Annotated in this window: 18 protein-coding genes and 2 pseudogenes; 6 read left to right on the top strand and 14 right to left on the bottom strand. The window is 58.1% G+C overall.

The genetic code is table 11. The features are described 5' to 3' along the window. Positions 1-128 precede the first annotated feature (128 nt). The 3 genes and pseudogenes from fahA to AC2FPW_RS20590 form a co-directional block, all read right to left on the bottom strand. Positions 129-1,388, bottom strand: a complete 1,260-nt coding sequence (gene fahA, locus AC2FPW_RS20580; protein ID WP_496815174.1) for a fumarylacetoacetase — start codon at positions 1,386-1,388, stop codon at positions 129-131. 7 nt (positions 1,389-1,395) lie between these two features. Further along, on the bottom strand, positions 1,396-2,031 hold the full coding sequence (gene maiA / locus AC2FPW_RS20585) for a maleylacetoacetate isomerase (protein WP_496815175.1): 636 nt from the start codon (positions 2,029-2,031) through the stop codon (positions 1,396-1,398). 131 nt (positions 2,032-2,162) lie between these two features. Beyond that, a pseudogene (locus tag AC2FPW_RS20590) lies at positions 2,163-3,505 on the bottom strand (IS3 family transposase). Between the two features lie 84 nt (positions 3,506-3,589). On the opposite strand from AC2FPW_RS20590, the pseudogene AC2FPW_RS20595 reads away from it, so the two are divergent. Continuing rightward, positions 3,590-3,940, top strand: a pseudogene (locus tag AC2FPW_RS20595) (aldehyde dehydrogenase family protein); the annotation flags it as partial. Positions 3,941-3,956: 16 nt separating this feature from the next. Further along, positions 3,957-5,183 (top strand): Tm-1-like ATP-binding domain-containing protein, encoded by a 1,227-nt coding sequence (locus AC2FPW_RS20600; protein WP_496815177.1) that lies wholly within the window; start codon positions 3,957-3,959, stop codon positions 5,181-5,183. A gap of 189 nt (positions 5,184-5,372) precedes the next feature. On the opposite strand, the gene AC2FPW_RS20605 is transcribed toward AC2FPW_RS20600, so the two are convergent. Next, a complete protein-coding gene (locus AC2FPW_RS20605) occupies positions 5,373-6,284 on the bottom strand; it encodes a PhzF family phenazine biosynthesis protein (RefSeq protein WP_496815178.1) in 912 nt (303 codons plus the stop codon). Positions 6,285-6,420: 136 nt separating this feature from the next. On the opposite strand from AC2FPW_RS20605, the gene AC2FPW_RS20610 reads away from it, so the two are divergent. Beyond that, positions 6,421-7,323, top strand: coding sequence for a LysR family transcriptional regulator (locus AC2FPW_RS20610; RefSeq protein WP_496815179.1), 903 nt, complete (start codon positions 6,421-6,423; stop codon positions 7,321-7,323). Between the two features lie 335 nt (positions 7,324-7,658). On the opposite strand, the gene AC2FPW_RS20615 is transcribed toward AC2FPW_RS20610, so the two are convergent. Both AC2FPW_RS20615 and AC2FPW_RS20620 read right to left on the bottom strand, forming a co-directional pair. Then, on the bottom strand, positions 7,659-9,314 hold the full coding sequence (locus AC2FPW_RS20615) for an FAD-binding oxidoreductase (RefSeq protein ID WP_496815180.1): 1,656 nt from the start codon (positions 9,312-9,314) through the stop codon (positions 7,659-7,661). 69 nt (positions 9,315-9,383) lie between these two features. Continuing rightward, positions 9,384-10,004: a glutathione S-transferase family protein gene (locus AC2FPW_RS20620; RefSeq protein WP_496815182.1), complete on the bottom strand. Its 621-nt coding sequence runs from the start codon at positions 10,002-10,004 to the stop codon at positions 9,384-9,386. Positions 10,005-10,175: 171 nt separating this feature from the next. Here AC2FPW_RS20620 and AC2FPW_RS20625 point away from each other — a divergent pair, with 171 nt between their 5' ends. Beyond that, positions 10,176-11,063: a LysR family transcriptional regulator gene (locus AC2FPW_RS20625; protein ID WP_496815184.1), complete on the top strand. Its 888-nt coding sequence runs from the start codon at positions 10,176-10,178 to the stop codon at positions 11,061-11,063. A 564-nt stretch (positions 11,064-11,627) separates the two neighbouring features. Here the strand turns inward: AC2FPW_RS20625 and AC2FPW_RS20630 are convergent. Both AC2FPW_RS20630 and AC2FPW_RS20635 read right to left on the bottom strand, forming a co-directional pair. Continuing rightward, the gene (locus AC2FPW_RS20630) at positions 11,628-11,945 is read right to left on the bottom strand and encodes a DUF3775 domain-containing protein (RefSeq protein WP_267363482.1); all 318 of its coding nucleotides are present in this window, start codon (positions 11,943-11,945) and stop codon (positions 11,628-11,630) included. Between the two features lie 86 nt (positions 11,946-12,031). Next, the gene (locus AC2FPW_RS20635; protein ID WP_496815185.1) at positions 12,032-12,805 is read right to left on the bottom strand and encodes a DUF1365 domain-containing protein; all 774 of its coding nucleotides are present in this window, start codon (positions 12,803-12,805) and stop codon (positions 12,032-12,034) included. A 146-nt stretch (positions 12,806-12,951) separates the two neighbouring features. Here AC2FPW_RS20635 and AC2FPW_RS20640 point away from each other — a divergent pair, with 146 nt between their 5' ends. Together AC2FPW_RS20640 and AC2FPW_RS20645 are read left to right on the top strand one after the other, a co-directional pair. Then, a complete protein-coding gene (locus AC2FPW_RS20640) occupies positions 12,952-13,608 on the top strand; it encodes a sigma-70 family RNA polymerase sigma factor (protein ID WP_496815237.1) in 657 nt (218 codons plus the stop codon). 10 nt (positions 13,609-13,618) lie between these two features. Further along, entirely contained in the window at positions 13,619-14,269 is a 651-nt protein-coding gene (locus tag AC2FPW_RS20645; RefSeq protein WP_496815186.1) for a ChrR family anti-sigma-E factor, read from the top strand. 63 nt (positions 14,270-14,332) lie between these two features. Here the strand turns inward: AC2FPW_RS20645 and AC2FPW_RS20650 are convergent, their stop codons facing one another. From AC2FPW_RS20650 to AC2FPW_RS20675, 6 genes are all read right to left on the bottom strand, one after another. Next, positions 14,333-15,562 (bottom strand): DNA recombination protein RmuC, encoded by a 1,230-nt coding sequence (locus tag AC2FPW_RS20650; protein ID WP_480900752.1) that lies wholly within the window; start codon positions 15,560-15,562, stop codon positions 14,333-14,335. Between the two features lie 57 nt (positions 15,563-15,619). Further along, positions 15,620-17,482, bottom strand: coding sequence for a DNA mismatch repair endonuclease MutL (mutL, locus tag AC2FPW_RS20655; RefSeq protein ID WP_496815189.1), 1,863 nt, complete (start codon positions 17,480-17,482; stop codon positions 15,620-15,622). Between the two features lie 262 nt (positions 17,483-17,744). Next, on the bottom strand, positions 17,745-18,674 hold the full coding sequence (locus tag AC2FPW_RS20660) for a metal ABC transporter permease (protein ID WP_267363489.1): 930 nt from the start codon (positions 18,672-18,674) through the stop codon (positions 17,745-17,747). After that, positions 18,671-19,876: a metal ABC transporter permease gene (locus AC2FPW_RS20665; RefSeq protein WP_496815191.1), complete on the bottom strand. Its 1,206-nt coding sequence runs from the start codon at positions 19,874-19,876 to the stop codon at positions 18,671-18,673. The genes AC2FPW_RS20660 and AC2FPW_RS20665 overlap by 4 nt, the downstream gene beginning before the upstream one ends. A 3-nt stretch (positions 19,877-19,879) precedes the next feature. Next, positions 19,880-20,683 (bottom strand): metal ABC transporter ATP-binding protein, encoded by an 804-nt coding sequence (locus AC2FPW_RS20670; RefSeq protein ID WP_496815193.1) that lies wholly within the window; start codon positions 20,681-20,683, stop codon positions 19,880-19,882. Between the two features lie 3 nt (positions 20,684-20,686). Then, on the bottom strand, positions 20,687-21,640 hold the full coding sequence (locus AC2FPW_RS20675) for a metal ABC transporter solute-binding protein, Zn/Mn family (RefSeq protein WP_496815194.1): 954 nt from the start codon (positions 21,638-21,640) through the stop codon (positions 20,687-20,689). Positions 21,641-21,645 lie beyond the last annotated feature (5 nt).

The following is a 21,645-nucleotide window of genomic DNA, read 5'->3' on the forward strand; positions in this document are numbered from 1 at the left end:
CTTCGAAGCCTTCAAAACCTCTGATCGGAGCGTCGAGCTCATTCATGCCAGATAACAATATGATCGAGCAGGATCACAGGTTTTTCAAACGGCGGGTGCGGAACAACCGATGTTGCCCCGCTCGCCACTTACCTGGGCCAGTTAACGGCGGGCAGGATTTGCCCGACGCAATCGCCAAAGCCGATCTGGAAGCCTTCGCCCTTGGCCGCACCGCGCAGGGTCAGGGTGTCTCCGTCTTCGATGAAAGTCCGGGTTTCGCCGGTATCGAGCGTGAAGGGCTCGCGACCAGCCCAGCTCATCTCCATCAGAGAACCGTATTCCGTCTTGGTTGGGCCTGAGATCGTGCCAGACCCCAAAAGGTCGCCCACATTCATCGCACAGCCGCCGATGGCGTGGTGGCAGAGCTGTTCGGCGGCCGAGTAATACATGCGAGAGTAGTTGGTTTCGCCAACGACGCTCGCCTTCTCGGCTCCATCAGGCTGCATCAGCACCTGAAGCTCAATGTCGTAAAGGCCGTCCTTTGAGCCGTCGAGGTAGGGCAGAAGCTTTTTCTCGCGTTCGGGCGTTGGCGCACGGAACGTTTCCAACGCGGCGGCGGTCACGATCCAGGGGCTGATCGAGGTGCCAAACGCCTTGCCCTGAAACGGTCCAAGCGGCTGGTATTCCCAGCCTTGGATGTCGCGCGCGGACCAGTCGTTCAGCAGCACATAGCCGAAGATCATGTCGTCGGCTTCATCCACGGTGATCGGCTGGCCAAACTCGGACGGCTTGCCAACAATGGCGCCCATTTCCAGCTCGATATCCAGACGCATCGAGGGGCCAAAGCTGGGCATCTCGGCGTCGGGCGCTTTGCGCTGACCGTTCGGGCGGTGAATCGGCGTACCCGAGATCACAACCGAGGACGCGCGACCATTATAACCGATCGGAATGTGCAGCCAGTTGGCCGGCAGTTCGGGCGAGCCGCGCAGGATCGCGCCCATGTTCGCGGCGTGCTGACGACCGGCATAAAAATCGGTGTATTCGGACACAAGGAACGGCATGTGCAGCTCCGTATCGGCTTGGGCGACCAACAGAGGCTCTACAGTGTCACGTTCGGTCGAAGCCTCGCCCAGCAGCTGTTCCAGACGGGCGCGCAGGGCGGCCCATGCGTCCGATCCCTGCTCCATCAATTCATTCCAGAAGGGCACGTCGAAAACGGGTTCATCACCAATCTCGATCAGGCCAGCTTCTTCGGCAGCGTGCATATCAAGGATCATATCCCCGATGGCCACGCCACAGCGCGGTGCGCTGTCTGAGGTCGAAAACACACCATAAGGTAGGTTGTTCAGGGGAAAGGGGGTCTCGGCAGAGTTCGCGCTGTCCACCCATGACTTTTTCAGTTGGCTCATGTGATCCTCACTCGGCATCCGGCTGTACCTCGGGTCGCGCATCGGCGAAGGCGGACAGGGCCAGACAGGTTTCTTCGATTTCGGTCAGACGCGCAAAGGGCGTCATGTCCACACCCCAGCGATGCCCGTTGTAAAGCTGCGATACAAGGCAGATATCCGCAAGCGATGGCATGTCGCCAAAGGAAAAGCGGGTGCCTTTGGGCAGCATAGCCTGAAACGCGGTCAGACCTTCGTTCATCCAGTGGACCATCCAGTCCACACTTTCCGCTTTGCTGTGCCCCATCCCGTCCAAATGTTGAACAACGCGCAGGTTGTTCACCGGATGGATGTCCAGCGCAATCACATGCGCCGCCGCCATCACCTTGGCCCGCGCAATCGGGTCGTCCGGCAGAAGCGCCGGGTCGGGATAGGCGCGGTCAAGATAATCAAGGATAGCCAGAGATTGGGTCAACTTGGTGCCATCCTCAAGCTCTAACACAGGGACGCCCTTGCCGGGGTTCATCGCTTGATAGGCTGCGCTTCTTTGCTCGCCTTTCACCAGATTGACCGGGCAGTTTTCGAACGGCACACCCTTCAGATTTAATGCGATACGCACCCGATAGGATGTGGTCGATCTCCAATAGGTATATAACTTAAGACCCATCATTTCTTACCTGGTGTCCCGTCGAACTTCTTCTCAAGGCTGTCCCAGCAGTCGCTCTGTCCGTCGTCAGGGTTTTTGGGACCAAAGGCTGCCTAAACTAGAGGAGGGTTTGGCTCATCTGGTTGGTTTGATTATGCGGCCTGTTTGCGATGATGCAAGCGCCGGGCTTCGAATGTGTTTTGTTTGATCCTTTCGCTTTTTTAGAGAATGGCTTTGTCTCGGCCGAAGTAGACGTCGGCGGGCGTGACGTTGTTGATACTCTCGTGGAAGCGCTGATGATTGTAGTGATCGACGAAGGCCGTGATCTGGGCTTCAAGATCACCGGGTAGGAAGTAGTTTTCCAGCAAGATGCGGTTCTTGAGGGTCTGGTGCCAGCGTTCGATCTTGCCTTGAGTCTGCGGATGATACGGCGCACCGCAAGAGTGCTTCATCCCTTTGTCCTGCAACCATTCAGCCAAGTCACCGGACACTTAACTTGAGCCGTTGTCGCTGAGCAGACGTGGCTTGTGAACGACATGAACTTGATCGCAACCCGAAGCCTGCAACGCCAGATCCAGAGTATCCGTCACATCCTGCGCCCGCATGTTCGTGCAAAGCTTCCAAGAGACGATATAGCGGCTGTAATCATCCAGAACCGTGCTGAGATAAAACCAGCCTCATCCCAGCACCTTGATGTAAGTGAAGTCCGTCTGCCAGAGTTGGTTGATGGCCGTCGTCTTATGCTGGAACTCATCTGCTGCCTTGAGCACGATGAACGCCGGGCTGGTGATCAGGTCATGCGCCTTGAGCGTGCGATAGACCGTGGATTCCGACACAAAATAGCGTTCCTGATCGGTGAAGGTCACCGCCAACTCGCGTGGCGACAGCTCTGTCTCCTTTAGCGCAAGATCCACAACCTTACGCTTCACGTCGGTGGGAACGCGGTTCCAGACGTGCTTTGGCTTGGGAGATTGATCCGCGAGACCAGCTTCGCCACGTTGCAGGTACCGGTCATACCAGCGGTAAAATGTGGTGCGGGGAATGCCCAGTTTGGCCAGTGTCCGACGCGCCGACAGATGACTTTCTTCCACCAGCCTAATGATCTCCAACTTCTCTGATGCGGCATACCTCATTCGTGGTCGTCCCCATCCCCGAGCATGCTTTTTTTGAGAAGACGCAGCTCAAGCGTCTGTTCAGCGACCACTTCCTTGAGGTCTTTTGCCTCACGGCGCAACTCTTTGACCTCGTCCGTGTTCGCAGCCCGGGCTGTATCGCCAGCCAAGCGCTTCTTCCCGGCCTCCATGAAGTCCTTGGACCATTTGTAATACAGGCCCTGGGATATACCCTCGCGACGGCACAGCTCCGCGATACTGTCCTCGCCACGCAGCCCATCAAGCACGATCCTGATCTTCTCTTCGCTGGAATACTGCTTGCGTGTTGCCCGCTTGATATCTTTGACGATCTTCTCGCCAGGGCTCCTCGTTGTCTTTCTCATCGTCCACTCCTTGGGGGTTACGATGACCCAGAAACTCTCTCTTATCAAATTGGCCTAAATGGTCCCATATGCGCTGACGTTAGACACATGGCCCCGACGGTTGTAACGGGGGTTCACCCCACCGATCGGCTGGCAACGGATGAAGTGTTTGGCCCGGTTCTTGCGGTCATTCCCTTTGACACCGAAGAAGAGGCAATCAAAATTGCCAATGGAACCGATTACGGTCTGGCATCCGCAGTATGGACGTCGAACTTGTCGCGCGCCCACCGCATGATCCGGGCCATTCAGGCAGGGGTTGTCCATGTAAACACCTATGGAGGGGCCGACACAACGGTTCCATTGGGTGGCGTCAAGCAGTCTGGCAACGGTCATGACAAATCGCTGCACGCCTTTGACAAGTATTTCGAGCTGAAAACAGCTTGGATCAAACTTTGAACCTGAAAGGCGGCCTATGACCAATCGAACTATTCTTGTCGTTGGGACCTATGACACCAAAGATGATGAACTGAACTTCATCTCTGACGTGATCCGTGAACAGGGTGGATTGGTGAAAACCATGGACATCAGTGTGCTTGGCGACCCCAGTCACCCCACTGATTACTCCAAGCATCAGGTGGCAGAGGAGGGTGGCCACACAATACAGGAAGCCATTGATGGCGGTGACGAAAACCTTGCGATGCAGATCATGGCCAAAGGTGCAGCCCTGCTGGTTGCACGGCTGCACCATGAGGGCGTGTTCGATGGCGTTTTGGTTTTGGGCGGTTCAATGGGGACCGATCTGGCCCTTGATCTGTGCTGTGCCTTGCCCATTGGTGTGCCTAAATACATCGTCTCAACTGTCTCTTTCTCGCCGATGATCCCGCCCGAGCGGCTGCCGGCAGACGTTCAGATGATCCTTTGGGCTGGTGGTCTTTACGGGCTTAACTCGGTCTGCGAAGCCTCTCTCCGGCAAGCTGCTGGCGCGGTTCTGGGGGCCGCACGCGCTGCCCGTCCGATGAAGAAAGACCGCCGTCTAATCGGGATGACATCCTTCGGCAAAACAGTCTTGCGCTATATGGTGCACCTGAAGCCCGCCCTTGAGGCGCGCGGGTTTGAACTGGCCGTTTTCCATGCTACGGGCATGGGAGGGCGCGCATTTGAAAGCCTTGCTTCAAAAGGTGAATTCGCCGCCGTTATGGACTTTGCACCGCAAGAAGTCGGCAACCACATGTTGGGATCAGCCATCAGCGCCGGCGAAGATCGCATGACCAATGCGGGCAAGGCTGGTGTGCCGCAGATTGTTTCGATTGGGTGTTATGATCTAGTCGATTTGGTAGGCTGGCATCCCGTTCCTCCAGCGTTGGCGGATCATGACCTTCATGACCACAACCGCCTAATTACTGCGGTCAGCATGAGCGCCGAGCAAAGGCGCGAGATGGCACGCACCATGTGCGCGAAACTTTCTGAAGCAACCGGCCCGACTGTTCTGCTTGTGCCGCTCAGAGGCGGTAACGAATGGGACAGGGCCGGGGCGATTTTGGAAGATGCAGAGGGACTTGCAGGATTCATCGAAGAGCTGAGAAAAAACTGTCCGGAAAACGTAACACTTGTGGAAATTGACAGCCATATCAACGATGTCGAGTTTTCGGACAAGACCCTGGAGATTCTGGATACGTGGCGCTCTGATCATGTGATCTGATTGGGTTGCCCGACTATTCAACGTGAACGTCACAATCTGAACGAGCGCCCCAGCAAAAGCTGCGATATCCGCGCTCGGAGAGAGTTCGTTGTTTTGAAGGGGCGCGGCAAGATTTGCGTAAAACCGCTCTTCAACTTGCTCGACAAAGCTGCGCGCAATGTTACATGCCGCCCCAAAACGCTGTTTTAGTCACACCGACAATTGAAAGGACCGCATGACTTTGCCTTGCCCGCCTGCCATTAGACTGGCGATTGCGCCGTCACGAACTTCCAGTTCAACCTGAATCAAACTGGGCGAAGGGGTTTCCATGAACATGCCCTGTTCAATCAGAAACCCGTGCTGACGGCGGTGACCCAGGTCGTGCAGAACACAGGCCAGCGGCCCTGCGGCCATTCCCGTCGCGGCCTCTTCATCAATGGCATATCGGGGGGCGAACATGCGTGCAGTAGCGTCGCGCCCGTCCGAGCATTGGGCCGTTGTGAACACATAATATCCTATCAGGTCCAAGCGGTCGCTGATCGTTTTGATCTGCTCGAAATCGGGTTTGATCGAAGCCAGAGTTTCCCTGTCGGCTACTCCGATCACGACAAAACTGTTGCCGGTATTGACCAGAACGGGCGGCATTTCGTGATCCAGATTGCTCGGGGACAACCCCAAAGAGCCCAAAACGTCCTGCAAACTGACACCTTGAGAGGTCCAATCTTCTGGCGTTTCATATCTAGGGGCCAACTGTTCCATAAATGCGGCACCATCCTTGATCAGAATCCGGCGCGGGCCGTCCACAGTTTCTTTTGAGGTTACAGGATCAGGAATACGGCCAAGTGCATCCAGATGGGAAAAAGCAGCAATGGTCGCATGGCCGCAATGCGCGATCCTGCGGTTCGGGGTGAAGAAGTCCAGTTTGAAACCCTCGGTCGCGGATTGCGAGACAAAAGCGGTTTCGGACAGGCCAACCTGTGACGCGATCTTCAGCATCTGCGCCTCGGTTAACCCGTCGGCATCCAGAACAACCCCAGCAGGGTTGCCCCCTAGCCCGTTGTCCACAAAACCGTGCACGATATGAACAGTCACGTTTTGGCCGACGGCTTGGCTTACATTCACGGCATTTCTCCCATTTCCTGCGGGCGCTTTTGCCTTAGCGGAGTGATTGTGTCTTCGCCTGAGACATAGTGTGTTTCAATTGTTGGCAGAATAACATTAAGCTTGAATTTATTATTCACTATTTTGGAATAATTACATGGACAAGTTTCGCGCGCTTCTGGTCTTTTCGAAGGTGGCCGACCTGGGTGGCTTTGCTGCTGCTGCGCGCAACCTGAACATGTCGCCACCGGCTGTGACGCGCACCATTTCGATACTGGAGGGCGAGTTGGGCGTCCGTTTATTCGTAAGAACGACACGATCTGTCATGTTGACCGAGAGCGGGCGCAGATTTCTGGAAGATGCCAAGCGCATTCTCGTTGATCTGGAACAGGCAGAAAACGCTGCGGTCGGGACCTATGCGGAACCTAAAGGATTGCTCAACCTCACTTCGTCTGTGTTGTTTGGCAGATTGTTCATCACACCAATTCTTGCTGATTTTCTGGGGCACTATCCCAAAATCGAGGCGCGAACGCTGTACGTGGACCGGATCGTGAATTTAATAGACGAAGGTGTGGATGTTGGCGTCAGGATAGGTCCGCTTGCGGATTCCAGCCTTATGGCGGTGCGTTGCGGTTCTGTCAGACAGGTTGTTTTTGCAGCACCCGAATACCTTGAACAAGCAGGCGAACCCGAAAGCCCGGATGACCTGAACAGACATGTCCTGATCAATTCCCTAGCCCTGTCGCCGTCAGGCCAGTGGCAGTTTGACCACTTAGGCAACCCGAAACTTATGCGTGTTCATCCACGGATCAGCATGAATACCAACGATGCTGTAATCGAAATGGCACTTCGCGGTCAGGGTCTGGCCCGGCTTTTGTCCTATCAAGTCGCACCATATCTGGCGGACGGACGGCTAAAGGCAGTGTTATCTGATTTTGAACCGGCTCCTGCACCGGTTCACATCGTGCACCACGAAGGGCGGATGGTGTCCGCAAAGATTCGCGCATTTGTCGATTTTGCCGCAAGCCGCCTGAAACGTGAGGCAGCACTGGAATATTGAAGCGTCGAACTACGACCTGCCACTTTTACCGCAGCTTGGGGAGGTTTCTGTGTCGGCAGGACCGAAGGCGTCACACTTTTCCTAAGACGTATATGCAATCGTAGGAACGACTTGGGGATAACAGCGAGAGGAACTGAGGAGTTGGTGTCTGACGCCTGAAAACTCGAACTACTCAAATACAAGCCGGTGAGTGTCGATTGAAAGCTGGAATGGCGAAATCATTCCGGCCGGTGAACGCTATCCCAACAACACAATGCGAACGAAACGAACCAAAAGCGCGTATGTCCTTGCTCTGGTGGTTTGAGTTTCATTTGCCCACGAAGGATCACGTCAAATCACCCAGTGGGGCCAAAACTTTCGGTGTGAATATGTTCCGGAGAGATGCCCCGGCGTTCCAGATCGGCCTGGATCTCGGCCATGAAACTGACAGGGCCGCACAGAAAGTAATGCGCGCTGGCATCGTTGATCAGTTGCGCCAGAAGCGCCCCATCGACACGGCCATGCGAGTCATAATCCACTCCGAACTCATCTTCTGACGTTGGTTGGCTATAGGCCACATGCGTCGTGATCCCAGGCCGTCTGGAGGCCAGATCGTGAACTTCATCTGCCATTGGATGGTGCTGACCGTCCCGAGCGCCGTGGATGAACCAGACAGGGCGGTTGCCGCGCTCGCCTGCGACCTTATTCAGAATGCTCAACATCGGTGTGATACCAACACCTGCGCTGACCAGAACCAATGGGCACCGGTCGCAAGTCATTGTGAAATCACCCGCAGGTCGACGGCTGTTGATGATTGCGCCCGGTTCCAGATGATCGTGCAGAAACTGCGATGCGATCCCTTTTGGCTCACGCTTGACTGTAATCCGATAGCGATGCTTGGTCGGTCCGTTGCTGAGCGAATAGGTCCGGCGCACCGGTTCGGCGATCCCCGGAATTTCAAGCTCGATTGGCAGGTATTGCCCGGGCTCGAACCCAGCCAAGGGGCCGCCGTCGCGGGCTTCGAAAACAAACGAGGTGACATCGACGCTTTCACGGATCTTTTCGATCAGGCGGAGCGACCGGACAGAATCTGCATCCGAAGTCCATCTGAGGCTGACTGCCGCGCGTATTTCCACGACCTCGTCAATCTCCAGTGTCACCAGACGGCGCGCGCCGGGTATCTGTGTAACTTCGTCACTGTCCCAGTCGATCGTGGCAGTGCCGGTCAGTTGCAGCAAGCTGCCGCTTTCGAAATTGACGAACAGAAATCCCGCCCTTGGGTCGAGCAACAGGTTGCCGATTGTGTTGAAGTGGTTATTGCCGGCATAGTCGGGAAACCGCAGCCGCCGGTTGTCCAGAACCTGCACGAAACCACGGTCGCCACCGCGATGGGACGCATCCATCCCGTAAGTCGGGCTTTCGCCCTCTTCGCGATAGCCGCTGGCGATAAAGAAAGTATCGGCTGTTTCGATCCACCGGACCTGATCCGACGTCAAGTATTGGCCGCGTGTTGTCGGTCCGGGCTTCGAGTCATCAACCCGGTGCCACGCGCGTTCACGGATATACTGCGGGCAGTTGCCAAAGGTCTGGTCAACGTGAAAATCAAAACCGGTCGGAGTGACGCGTCCGGCGCGGCCATTGATACGGTTGCGCCGACGCGCGGCCAGTTCAATACCAAGGATGCCAACATCGCTTTTGGGGTGAAGGGCACCGTGCAACGCATCGCCTTGGGTTGGCAAGGCGGTAATGGAAAGCGTTTTGTTATCTGGTGCAGAGACGAACCCGTCTGGCCCTTCCAATAACGTGACCCAGGGCCGACCTTGCGCATCGCGCGCGGCCATCACGAGAAACGGCAGGGCGGTATGAAAATCCCGATGCTGTTCGGGCATGTGGTCGCGGACAACCTTCCGTGCCCAGTGTTCAATGTCGCGGACACCCAGCCGCGCCTGCGCCATGTGTTCACCCCGATGAAAAGGGGAAGTGCTGCTGTCGCTGGGTTCGATGGAAATCATGGGGTCTCTCCTGGGGCGGCACAGTTTGGACGCATGCGCCCGGTCCTGACGGCCGGGCGCGCTCTGGTGTCAGGCGGCGAGGCCGACCTTGGTGCTTTGCATGGCCACGAAGCCGGGCAACGCCTCAATCCGGGCCAGCAGGGCACGGATATTGGGATAATCATCCAGTGAAACATTCCCCTCAGGCGCATGGGCCGTATAGCTGTAGATCGCGACATCAGCGATGGATGGGCTGGTTCCGACCAGCCAGTCGCGTCCGTTCAAATGCGCCTCAAGCCGGTCAAAGGCGGACTTGGCGATGGCCTTGGCACGTTCTGCATCCAGTTGAGCGCCAAAAACGGTGATCAATCGTGCTGCCGCAGGGCCGTGGGCGATGTCGCCGGCGGCCAGCGACAAGAACTTCTGAACTTCCGCCTCACGCACCGGATCAGTCGGCAGCCAATCAGGCGCGTATTTCCGCGCAAGGTACACGAGGATAGAGTTGGAGTCGGCGATCGCGATTTCACCGTCCTCAATCACCGGCACCTGCCCGGCAGGGTTCAGGGAAAGAAACGGCTCTTTCTTGTGTTCGCCAGACAGCAGGTCGACATCGATCAGCTCGTGATTGATGCCACCAAGCTTGGCGAATAGTTCCACCCGGTGTGAATGCCCGGACAAGGGATGACGGTGGATACGGATGGCGTTTGGCATGTCAGTTTCCTTTCGGAGGAGTTTCCTGGGAGCGAGCTGGCGATGTTCGTCAGCGGTCACTGGCTAGAACATGGCAAAACCTTTTTTAGTTATAATCCTGCGTTTTATTCAGTAACTATGTACAAATTGGGTATAATTGACCAAACACCAACCTGACGAAGGAGCGCTGCGTTGGATACAATTGACACGATGCGGGCATTTATGGCGGTTGCTCATGAGGGCTCGTTCACTGCCGCGGGGCGGCGGCTGGGCCTGTCTACCAAACTGGTCAGCAAGTATGTTGCCCAGTTGGAGGCCAAGCTATCGACGCAACTGTTCAACCGGACAACCAGAAGCGTTTCGCTGACGGACGTCGGCATCGCGTACCTTGAACGCTGCCGCCCGATCGTGGAACAAATCGACGAGCTGGAAGACCTTGTTCAGGAGCGGCAATCGGCACTGGCCGGGCCAATCCGAATAACCGCACCAACCGGGTTCGGCAGCATCAACCTGACTCAGGCTTTGGCTTCGTTTCTGCGGGTGCATCCGAAGGTCGATATCGACCTTAAACTGTCGGACTCGCGCGTGGCGCTTGTTGAAGAGGGGTTCGATCTTGCCATACGGATCGGGGTGTTGCGGGATTCGACCCTGATTGCGCGGAAGCTGTCCGATATGCCGCTGATCGTCTGCGCGTCGCCTGATTATCTGGCGGAAAGGGGGCATCCGGGTGATCCGATGGCACTGGCCACACATAACTGCCTGATTGACGAAAATCCAGCCGACGCAACAGCATGGAGGTTTCGAGCCGGGACAAGGGATATTGTGGTCAAGGTGGCGGGAATGTTTCATGCCAATGCCCCGGCGGCGATTGCCAACATGGCGATTGCCGGGCTGGGTATTGCGCGTTGCCCGCACTATGTGATTGCCCGCAGTCTGGAAGAGGGTACCCTGGAGCACCTGTTTCAGGACTATGAAACGGAAAACTTCGGCCTCTATGCGCTCTATCCACCCAATCGTCACCTGACGGCCCGGGTGCGCGCGTTGATTGATTTTCTGGCGCAGCATTTTCGATCAGGCTGACATCCAGCAGCTGAAACGGATCCACAGTCCAGCCGCAACCGCGGTGGTTGTTCCGCAAAGTCTTGAGAAAGTTAGGCAGAGCTTTCGTTTTGGTGCATGAGATGAAGAGTATTTCCCGCTTTGTCTAAAGCGCGGTAGAGATCCATCCATTCTCCATGCACACGGACCTATGTGGCGTCCATGCGCCAAGAATTCAGTGTAGGACGCTTCATCGATTGCGCGCACTGCGATCACCGGCGAAAACCGCGTGACCCACATGTTCTATGTAGCATGATCTACGCGCAATCCCCGTTCAGCCATGACTTCCTCAAGGCCGCGACAGAAAACAGTCTACCTTAGTAGAAATACACCGCGTACAAAGCCACACCTTTGGGAAAATGGTGGCTTTTCAAGAAGATCACATAGAAACCCATTCGCTGCGGCTTCGAAGGCAAAGAGAAACCGAATACAGACTTTCACCAACTTCGCTCGAAAGCTTGACACCCCCGTCGCTGTTAGTCTGCCTTGGCGGGCAATATCCGGCGCCGCCAGACGCAGGCACCGGGCAGCGATGATGTCGAGCGTCTACATCAGATCATTTTCCACGTCTTCCGCAGATATTCCCAATGCATCCAGACCATTCTCAAGGTGGTCAGACATATGCGGTGTTCCGATCAGGTAGTCTGCACAAGGGGTCGATGCCTCGGACTTGGCGGTGGCGATGGCCTCGGCCAGATCTTCCGCAAAAAAGCTCTCGCGCCCGATCCACATGATGGCGACCAGTTCAGCCTGCTCGTCTTCGCTCATGCGGTCGATGAACGCCCGCAATTCGCCCTCGGCGCGGTTCAGTTCGCGGCCCATCATGGCGACCTGGGCGACTTTTCTTGCCGAGATTTCCATCATCTCTTCGACTCCTCGTGTTCGCGGTTGTTACGCCATCACAACCACCGACAGGGGACCGCGTCTTTGATCTTGAACAAACAGGCTGGTCACTGCCCCACACGCGTAACTGGGTGATCAGGCACCGGTTCCTTGCGAAACGGGCGGAAGGCGGCTTTTTTCAGCCACAACCTGAAGGCCTGCCAGAGGATCAGCGCAAAAGTGCGACGCGAACCGAAAGGGCGACGCAGAAAAGACCAAAGGATCGCCCTGCTGGTCAATGGCTGGCGCGGTCCGGTCAGTGTCGCGATCAACCCGCCACCCGCGCGCGTGTAGTCGATCCACACACCGACCCGATCCGGGCTGTAGTCGAAGCGGAACGTATAGCTGCCTTCAATCTTCTGGAAGGGCGAGACATGCATCACCTTTTCGGCCGTCAATCGGTCGGTTGGTCTGATGGTCGAAAAATCCGGCTTATGGCACAGATAACTGTGACGCGTTCCGAAGGTGTTCGTCACCTCGGCCACCACGGCGTAAAGCTGATCATCGCGGTCAAAACAAAACCAGAAACTGACGGGATTAAAAACGTGGCCCAGCACCCTTGGCTGGGTCAGCAGCATGACCTGCGCGGGTTGCGGAATGTCCATCTCGGTAAATCGCGCACGCAACCAAGCGGCACCATGGCCTTGACCCGGCTCTCCTCCGTGATCGCGGGTTCGCCAGTTGGTGACATTCTTCCGGTCCATTGAAAACAGAAAAGGCGTGGTCAACCGGGCTTCGGGATCAAACAGGATGTAATCGACAGAATACCGGAAGGCGTTGTCGATTGCCCCCTTGCGGCCGTGATAGGTGTGGCCTGCAACATGATCTATCGTTTTTGCCATCCGATGTCTTCTGGTCCTTGCACACCCGCCAGAGCAGTCGCGATTTCTTTATTGCCGCTGGTATTGATATTACGAGACTTGGCCGGGAGCGGATCAAAATGTTCCGATAAAGTGATCCGGCTTGGGACATGCGCCGTATTGTGGTTATGTTTACCCAGATCAATACAGCGACCTTGGACGGACCAGCGGTTGAAACTGCCGCCCCTCAACCTTGGCGCATCAACAAACGCACCAAGGGTAGGCGGGTGAACGACATCAACGGCAAGCGCGAGACCAGGGCCGAATGGGTAGATCACGTCAGACGCATCCGGGATGCGCAGGATCAAGCGGCATTTGCCGAGCTGTTCCAGCACTTCGCGCCGCGTATCAAGGCGTTCCTGATGAAGTCAGGGGCTGATGCCGCCATGGCAGAAGAATGCGCGCAAGAGGTGATGGCGACCTTGTGGCACAAGGCGCACCTTTTCGACCCGACGCGTGCCACCGTGGCCACATGGGTGTTCACCATCGCTCGGAACAAGCGCATTGACGTGCTGCGCAAGCAACGCCGCCCTGAACCCGAAGATCTGGGTTGGGGGCCCGAGGCTGAGCCCGATCAGGATGACGTCATCGCGCTGCAACAGGAAACCGCGCAACTGCGCGCCGCCTTGAAAGCGTTGCCGGATGCACAGCGGGACCTGATCGAGAAGGCATATTTCGGCGACCTGAGTCACCGGGAAATCGCATCGCAGACCGGGTTGCCGCTGGGAACGATCAAATCACGCATACGGCTGGCGCTGGACCGCTTGCGCCACGCGATGAACTGAGATGAGTAAAATGAGCAAGTTGATCAAACATCACCTGACAGATGACCTGCTGATGGCTTATGCCGCAGGCAGCCTGCCCGAAGCCTTCAACCTGATGGTCGCCACCCATTTGTCCCTGTGCAACCACTGCCGCGCGCGCGCAGAAAGCTATGACGCCGTTGGCGGGCAAGTTCTGGACGAGCAGAGTGAGGGTGTCAGCATGAGTGAGACTTCACTGGCGGCCACGATGGCTTTGATCGCCCAGGGCGCACCAGCGCCCAAGCCCGTTCGCCCGGGATGTGCAGTTCTGCCGGCCCCGTTGCAGGATTACGTGGGCGGAACAGTCAAGGACATCCGCTGGAGGTCGATAGGTATGGGTGTCAAACAGGTGATCCTGCCGACCACCAAAGACGCCACCGCCCGCTTGCTGTTCATTCCGGCCGGTGCTGCCGTGCCGGATCATGGCCACAACGGCATGGAGCTGACAATGGTTCTTCAAGGGGCTTTCACGGACGAGGTTGACCGTTTTGCCCGTGGCGATGTTGAAATCGCTGACGAGGATCTGGAACACACACCCGTCGCGGATATCTCGGAAGACTGCATATGCCTGGCGGTTACGGACGCGCCGCTGAAATTCAACAAGCTGATGCCGCGCCTGTTCCAGCCCTTTCTGCGTATCTGAACCCTTGCAGGCGCTGGCCCATCAGAACCGGCCCGGTGCCGGTTCAGTTCTTCAACAGGATGTTCAGCCTTCGTGACGTGCCAGCGGCACAACCTCTGTTTCAGTATCGGGCGCGATTTCTTCGAAGTCGAAATTATCCAGCCGCTGCGCCCGGCGGCCAGCCTTTTCGGCACTGATCTTGATTTCCGAGATATCCTTGGCCGCCTGCCCGAAGTGACGGTCGAGGTTTGAAACGCGGTCGCCCAGACGGTCCACGTCCTTGTGCAGCAATCCCAGTTCTTTGCGGATCGCACCGGCCTGTTCACGCATGCGCGCATCTTTCAGGATCGCCCGCATCGTATTCAGCGTGGCCATACAGGTGGTGGGCGAGACGATCCAGACCCGGGCAGCGAACCCTTCGCGCACCACATCGGGCAGGCGGGCGTGCAGCTCGGCATAGATCGCTTCGGACGGGACGAACATCAGGGCACCGTCAGCGGTTTCCCCGTCGAGGATGTATTTCTCGGAAATCGCCTTGATATGCACTTTCACGGCAGCGCCAAAAGCCCGCAGGCATCTTTCAACATCTGCCTTGCTCTGCGCGGCGGCAAGTGCCTCGAAATCCTCAAGCGGGAATTTCGCGTCAATCACGATCGGGCCGGGCGGGTTTGGCAGATGCACGAGGCAATCTGCACGCCTGCCGTTCGACAAGGTGGCTTGCAGCGAATAGCTGTCTGCGGGCAGTGCCTTGGACACGATATCGTTCAGCTGAATCTCACCAAACATCCCGCGCCGCTGCTTGTTTGACAGGATATCCTGAAGGCTGAGAACATCGCCCGACAGTTTCGTGATATTGTCCTGCGCCTTGTCGATGGCGGCCAGACGTTCCTGCAGCTGCGTCAGTGATGTCGCCGTCTGCTTTGACGAACCGTGCAGGGTTTCCTTCATCCGTTCCTGCATTTCGGCCAGCGCGCGCGCCGATTTCATCGCGTTGTCCGCCAGCCGGTCATTCATCTGCTGCTGAACCGAGGACAAGCGGGCCTCGACCGTCTGGATCACCTGTACCTGCGCGTTGGCCTGCGTGTCCGAGACATGCTGCAAGCCGCCGCGCAACTGTTCCTGCCCCTGCCCCAGCTGCTGCACATGCTGACCCAGAAGCGCCATCTGCCGCGCCAGCGGTTCCGCCATCCGGGCCGAGCGATTGGCTGCGCGCAACGACAGGAACAGCAGCAGCAGGATCAGCGCGACTGTTCCGCCCGCAACCAGAATCACGGGATCATTCAGCGCTATTTCAATACCTGCAATCTGGATCATGGGGTTCAGTATGTTCTCGTTTTGTTTCTGTCTTCTTAAGGCCTGTTTGACACCAAATCAACTGCGCCCGAACAGGCGTTCGATATCGCTTAGCTTCAGTTCCACATATGTGGGTCGCCCGTGATTGCACTGGCCGGAATGCGGCGTCGCCTCCATCTCGCGCAGCAGGGCGTTCATTTCCTCGGCCCGCATCCGGCGGCCGGACCGGACCGAGCCGTGGCAGGCAACCCGGCTGAGGATCGCCTCGATCCTTGCCTGCACCATCTGTGTTTCGCCCTGATTAGCCAGTTCGTCGAGGATATCCAGGATCATCGCGCGCGCATCGACCTCGCCCAGAATGGCCGGGGTTTCGCGCACGGCAATTGCGCCTCCGCCAAAGGGTTCGATGGTCAGTCCCAAACGGGACAGATCATCACAGACCGCCATCAGACGGGCGCAGTCGCCTTCGGACAACTCAACAATCTCGGGGATCAAAAGCGCCTGCGCCGCGACGCCTGTCTCGGCCATCTGCGTTTTCAGCTTTTCATAGACTAGCCGTTCATGCGCGGCGTGCTGATCAACGATCACCATTCCATCGGCAGTCTGGGCGATGATGTAGTTTTCATGCACCTGCCCGCGCGCAGCGCCCAGCGGAAGGTTTTGCGCATCAGGCTCCTGACCCTGCGATACGGGTGCAACCGGGATCGGATCGACAATGCTGCCGCTGTAATCATGCGCCAGTTCCGCAAAACCCGGAGCCTGAGCCCGGTACGCGGCCTGGCGCGCTGCGGGCGACGGGCGATCCATCTGATAGACCCGCGCTGGTGCAGACTTCGCAGGCTCCGGTCTCATTGCACCCAGGGTCGCATTGGCCACGGTCGATGACGCACGATGCCCTGCCTCGGCCAAAGCGTGGCGCAGGCTGGATACGATAAGCCCGCGTGCAACGCCGGGATCGCGGAACCGGACCTCGGACTTGGCGGGATGAACGTTCACGTCAACCAATGTCGGGTCGCAGTCGATGAACAATGCCGCCGCCGGGTGACGGTCCCGGCTGAGGAAATCGAAATAAGCCGCCCGCAAAGCACCGGTCAGCATCTTGTCCCGCACGGGACGCCCGTTGACAAAAAGGTACTGCGCCACCGCAGCGCCACGGGAATAGGTCGGCAGGGCCGCATAGCCAAAAAGCCTGAGACCGTCGCGCGTGGCATCGATCCGCAGCGCATTCTCGGCAAACTCGCGCCCGATCACACGGGCAAGACGGGCGTGCAGGGCGTCAAACAGGTCGCCATTCTCGCGGTCCGCGCGGAAGATCACACGGCCTTCGCCACCGCCCGAGACATCGCGCAGGGTAAATGTGACGGATGGTTCGGCCATCGCCAGCCGTTTCACCATGTCCGTGATCGCCTGTGCCTCGGCCCGGTCGGTGCGCATGAATTTCAGCCGGGCGGGGGTGGCGAAGAACAGATCGCGCAGCTCGACCACCGTACCCGCGCGCAGGGCGGCAGGCTTGACCGACCCCGTCTTGCCACCTGCAACATGGATCTGCGCCGCATCCAGACCCGGCGCTCGGCTGGTTATGGTCAAGCGTCCGACAGCCCCCAACGAGGGCAGGGCTTCGCCTCGAAATCCGAAGGTGTGGATATTCAGCAGATCCGATCCATCAATCTTTGACGTGGCGTGGCGCGACAGGGCAAGCGGCAAATCTTGAGCCGGGATGCCGCAGCCATCGTCGGTCACGCGGATCAGTGTCTTTCCCCCGTCGGCGATTTCGACGGATATACGCGTGGCCCCGGCATCCAGTGCATTCTCGACCAGTTCCTTGACCGCCGAGGCCGGGCGTTCCACAACTTCACCCGCCGCAATACGGTTGATCGCAGCATCGTCAAGCTGTCTGATCACGGGGCGATTTTCGCTGATATTGGGGTTTGTCTGCGCCATACCCCTAGACCTAGCACAACCGCGCACGATTCTGCCACCGGTTTGAGCATGTCTTCTGATCGGAAAGGGGCGCCCGGATGGCCGTGAATGAATCCCCATTCCGTACCATCCGAGCGTACCAAAGTGAGTGGTGTGTTCAGCTAATCAATGGACAGCCCTCTAGCACGAGACTTCCCAAAAATCTGCTTAAGATTAACCTTAACGGCATCTGGGCAGAGTTTGGCCGATGACGCATAGGCATCTGCGGCAGGAAAATGCCGTCTCAGGCTGACGTCTGAACACCAATGCGTGTGCGGCATGGGCCAAACATGGCCGCCAGCGCCAGGATCAGCCCGGACATCGTTGCGATCATCCCTGCCGCACTGACCGCATCCGCCGCGCCCAGCCACAGGGGCCCGTAGCCTGCCAGCACATACCCCGTCACGGCAGAGGTTACGGCGATCACGACACTCCAGCCAATCTGCGCCTCAAGCCGGTTGGTCAGCATCCGCGCAGCTGCCGGAGGGCAGATAAACATCGCGATCACGATGATCGAGCCCACAGCGTCAAAAGCGGCAACCGCCGCGATAGCCGCAGTAATGACGAGCGCCATGCCCAGAAGCCCCGTGCGAATACCAATCGTGCGGGCGAAACCTTCGTCAAAGGTGGAAATTTTCAGCGGCCGCCAGAACAGCCATGTAAACAGCATCACACCCACCAGTGTCAGCGCAATACGGGGCAGTTCCGGGGGCAATCCGGCAAGGGCCTGAGCGTCCAGCAACGAAGACCACCCGGTCGCGTCCAGCCAGATCAGGCTTTCGAGATTGCCGTAAAGCGCATGTTCCACATCCAGATGCACGGTTGACGTATCCGTCTGCTCAAGCAGCAGGACGCCTGCCGCGAACATGGTGGTAAAGACCACGCCCATGGCAGCCCCGGGTTCGATCTGCCCCAGCCGGCGAATGGCCTCGATCAGGACCACGGCCAGAACCGCGGCCCCTGCCGCACCCAACATCATCGGCCAGGTGGATATGGCCCCGGTCAACAGAAACGCAACAACGATACCCGGCAGAACCACATGGCTGATCGCATCGCCGATCAGAGCCTGTTTTCGCAACACAAGAAAGTTGCCGGGCAAGGCACAGGCGATGGCTGCGAATGTTCCGATCAGCAGCGGTGTCAGAGACAGCGGAACGAATTCTTCACCACTCATGCCGGTATCCCCTGCGGTCCGCCAATCTGGCGGTCGATCTCATCAATCTGGTCGCGTGTCAGAACGGTTTCGATATCGCGCAATCCGTCATATAGCGCAGCTGTCGCCTCGTGCGCCTGATCGGCGCGCACGATTTCCCATCGCATTTCATCCCGCAGGGCCTTGGCCGCGCGGGCCTTGCCGGTGTCCGTCGCCACGCCATCCGCCCGGACCAGCCCGGCACGCCGCAGCAAACGCAGAGTCAGGGGTTCATAGATCTTCTGCCCTTGTGCCAGCGCCAGAAGTCCCTGACGAATATGCACCCGGCGCTGAAACCGCAGATGCCGCAGCACCGCCGCCAGAACGCCACGCATCGGGGCGAAGAAGAGGGATGCAAGGAAAAAGGCAAAGCTGACCAGTACGATGATCGGGCCGGTTGGAAGATTGGGCGCAGATGCGGATATGGCAGCGCCGATATATCCGGCCAGACCACCTGCCAACCCGGCCAGCAGAACAACGCGTTCCGAGCGGTCAGACCAGAACCGGGCGGTCACCGCCGGAATGATCAGCAACGCCACGATCAGGATCAGGCCGACGATTTTCAGACCGACCACGGTCACGGCCATGACCAGCCCCATCATGGCCAGGTCGATACGATGCACTGGCAACCCGCGCGCCGCTGCGTATTCGGGGTCGAATGCGACAAGGGTCATCGGACGGCGGATGATCAGCACCAGAGCCAAGGTCAAGGCGCCACCAAGTGCGATGATCACCGCATCGGCCCACAGCATTCCGGCGGTTGAACCCAACAGGAAACCTTCCAGCCCGGCCTGGCGGCCAACCCCCATGGTCTGGATGACCGTCAGCAGCACGATCCCAAAGCCGAAGAATACGGACAGGACCGCACCGATCGCGGCGTCCTCGGCCAGGCGGGTGCGACGTGTCAGCCGATTCATACACAACAGACCAACCCAGGCGGAGATAGCGGACCCCACCAACAGGCCCGGCAGGTTGCGCCCGTCCCCACCCAGCGCGACCAGCACCATGAAAGCGATACAGACGCCCGGCAGGGTTGCATGGCTGATTGCGTCGCTGACAAGGGCGCGCTTGCGCAGAAACAGGAAGGTCCCTGTCACGCCCGCCGACACGCCAAGCAATGTCGCACCGATGGCAACCAGCGTGGCGTTATAGCCAAGCTGAAGGGTCAGAGCATCCCAAAGCATGAACTATCCCAGCGCGTGTGAAATCTGATCGATCTGGGCCGTTGCCAACCTGCCACCATAGGCCGATTGCAGCGTTTCCGCCGTGAAGGCCTCGGCCACCGGCCCCTCGGCCACCTTGCGGGTATTGATCAAGAAAACGTGGTCGAAATAGTCGGTCACGGTGGCCAGATCGTGATGCACGACAACAACTGTCTTACCGGCCTCTTTCAGGGATTTCAGCACCGCGATGATGGCTTTTTCGGTGGCGGCGTCGACACCGGCAAACGGCTCGTCCAGCAGGTACAGATCAGCATCCTGAGCCAGAGCACGCGCCAGAAACACACGCTGTTGCTGGCCACCGGACAGCTGGCCAATCTGGCGATCCGCGAAATCGCGCATTCCGACACGGTTCAGGCAATCCATCGCACGGGCCTTGTGGCGCGCGCGCAAGCGGCCCAACAGGCCCAGTTCACGCGACAGACCCATCAGAACCACGTCGATCACCCGTGTCGGGAAATCCCAGTCCACACTGGCACGCTGGGGAACATAGGCAACACGCGCGCGCTGCGAATTCAGCGGCTGACCAAACACGGTCACCTGCCCCGACAAAGGCGTAACGATGCCAAGCGCCGCCTTGAGCAGCGTTGACTTTCCAGCGCCGTTTGGCCCGATAATGGCGGTCATCGCGCCGGGCGTAACCGTCATATCAACCGAAAAGACCGCAGGTTTCTGTCCGTAGGAAACCGTCAGCCCCCGCACAGCCAGAGGGCTGTTATCCAGGTTTTGTTCCTGGACCGTCACACCTTCGTTGCTGATCAGCCCCAGCATCTCTCAGAACCCCGCTGACAGTTTGCCGTTCATGCCGCGATCGGGAACTTCTCCGCCCAATGCGCCTGCGATGACGGTGATATTGTGATCCAGCATCCCGATGTAAGTGCCTTCGTAGGTGCCATCCTCGCCCATGGCGTCCGAGAACAACTCGCCCCCGACCTTCACCTCGTGCCCTTTGGCTTCGGCCCCTTCGATCAGCGCGCGGATCGACCGGTCAGAAACCGAGCTTTCGACGAAGACCGCCGTGATCCGGCGATCAACCAACAGGTCAACCAGCTCTCCGATCCGGTTCAGGCCCGCCTCGGATTGGGTCGAGATGCCCTGAATGCCCAGAACCTCGAACCCGAAACTTTCACCGAAATAGCCAAAGGCGTCGTGGGCTGTGACCAGAACCTTGTTGTGGTCCGGTACCGAAGACAGGGTTTTCTCGGCATAGGCCGTCAGACGGTCTATGTCGGCCAGATGGGCTTGTGCATTCGCGGCAAAAATCTCGGCGGCTTCGGGGCGTGCCTCCGTCAGCGCGCGCTGCACTTCCAGAACAACCTCGCGCCACAGCGCGGGTGTCATCCAGACATGCGGATCATACTTGTCGGCATAATCATCATGCGCACGCAGCATGGACTGATCTACGCCTTCTGCAACCGCAATGACGGTCCGTTTCCGCACGAGGTCATGAAAAAAGTCTTCCATTTGCGCTTCGAGATACAGGCCGTGCCACAGAACCAGGTCTGCCCGTGTCATCGCAACAATATCGCTGCGCGTCTGGCGATAGGCATGGGGATCAACGCCGGGGCCCATAAGCCCTCTGACCTCAACCAGATCACCGCCGACCTGACGGGCCGCATCTGCAATCATGCCCGTCGTGGCCACCACTTTCAGCGGTGCCCCGGCAAAAGCCATGGCTGGCACCGAAAGGGCCAGAGCCAAAAATGCAAGGCAATGCCGACGAATCATTTCCA

The sequence above is a fragment of the Ruegeria sp. SATB027 genome, from assembly GCF_059613825.1.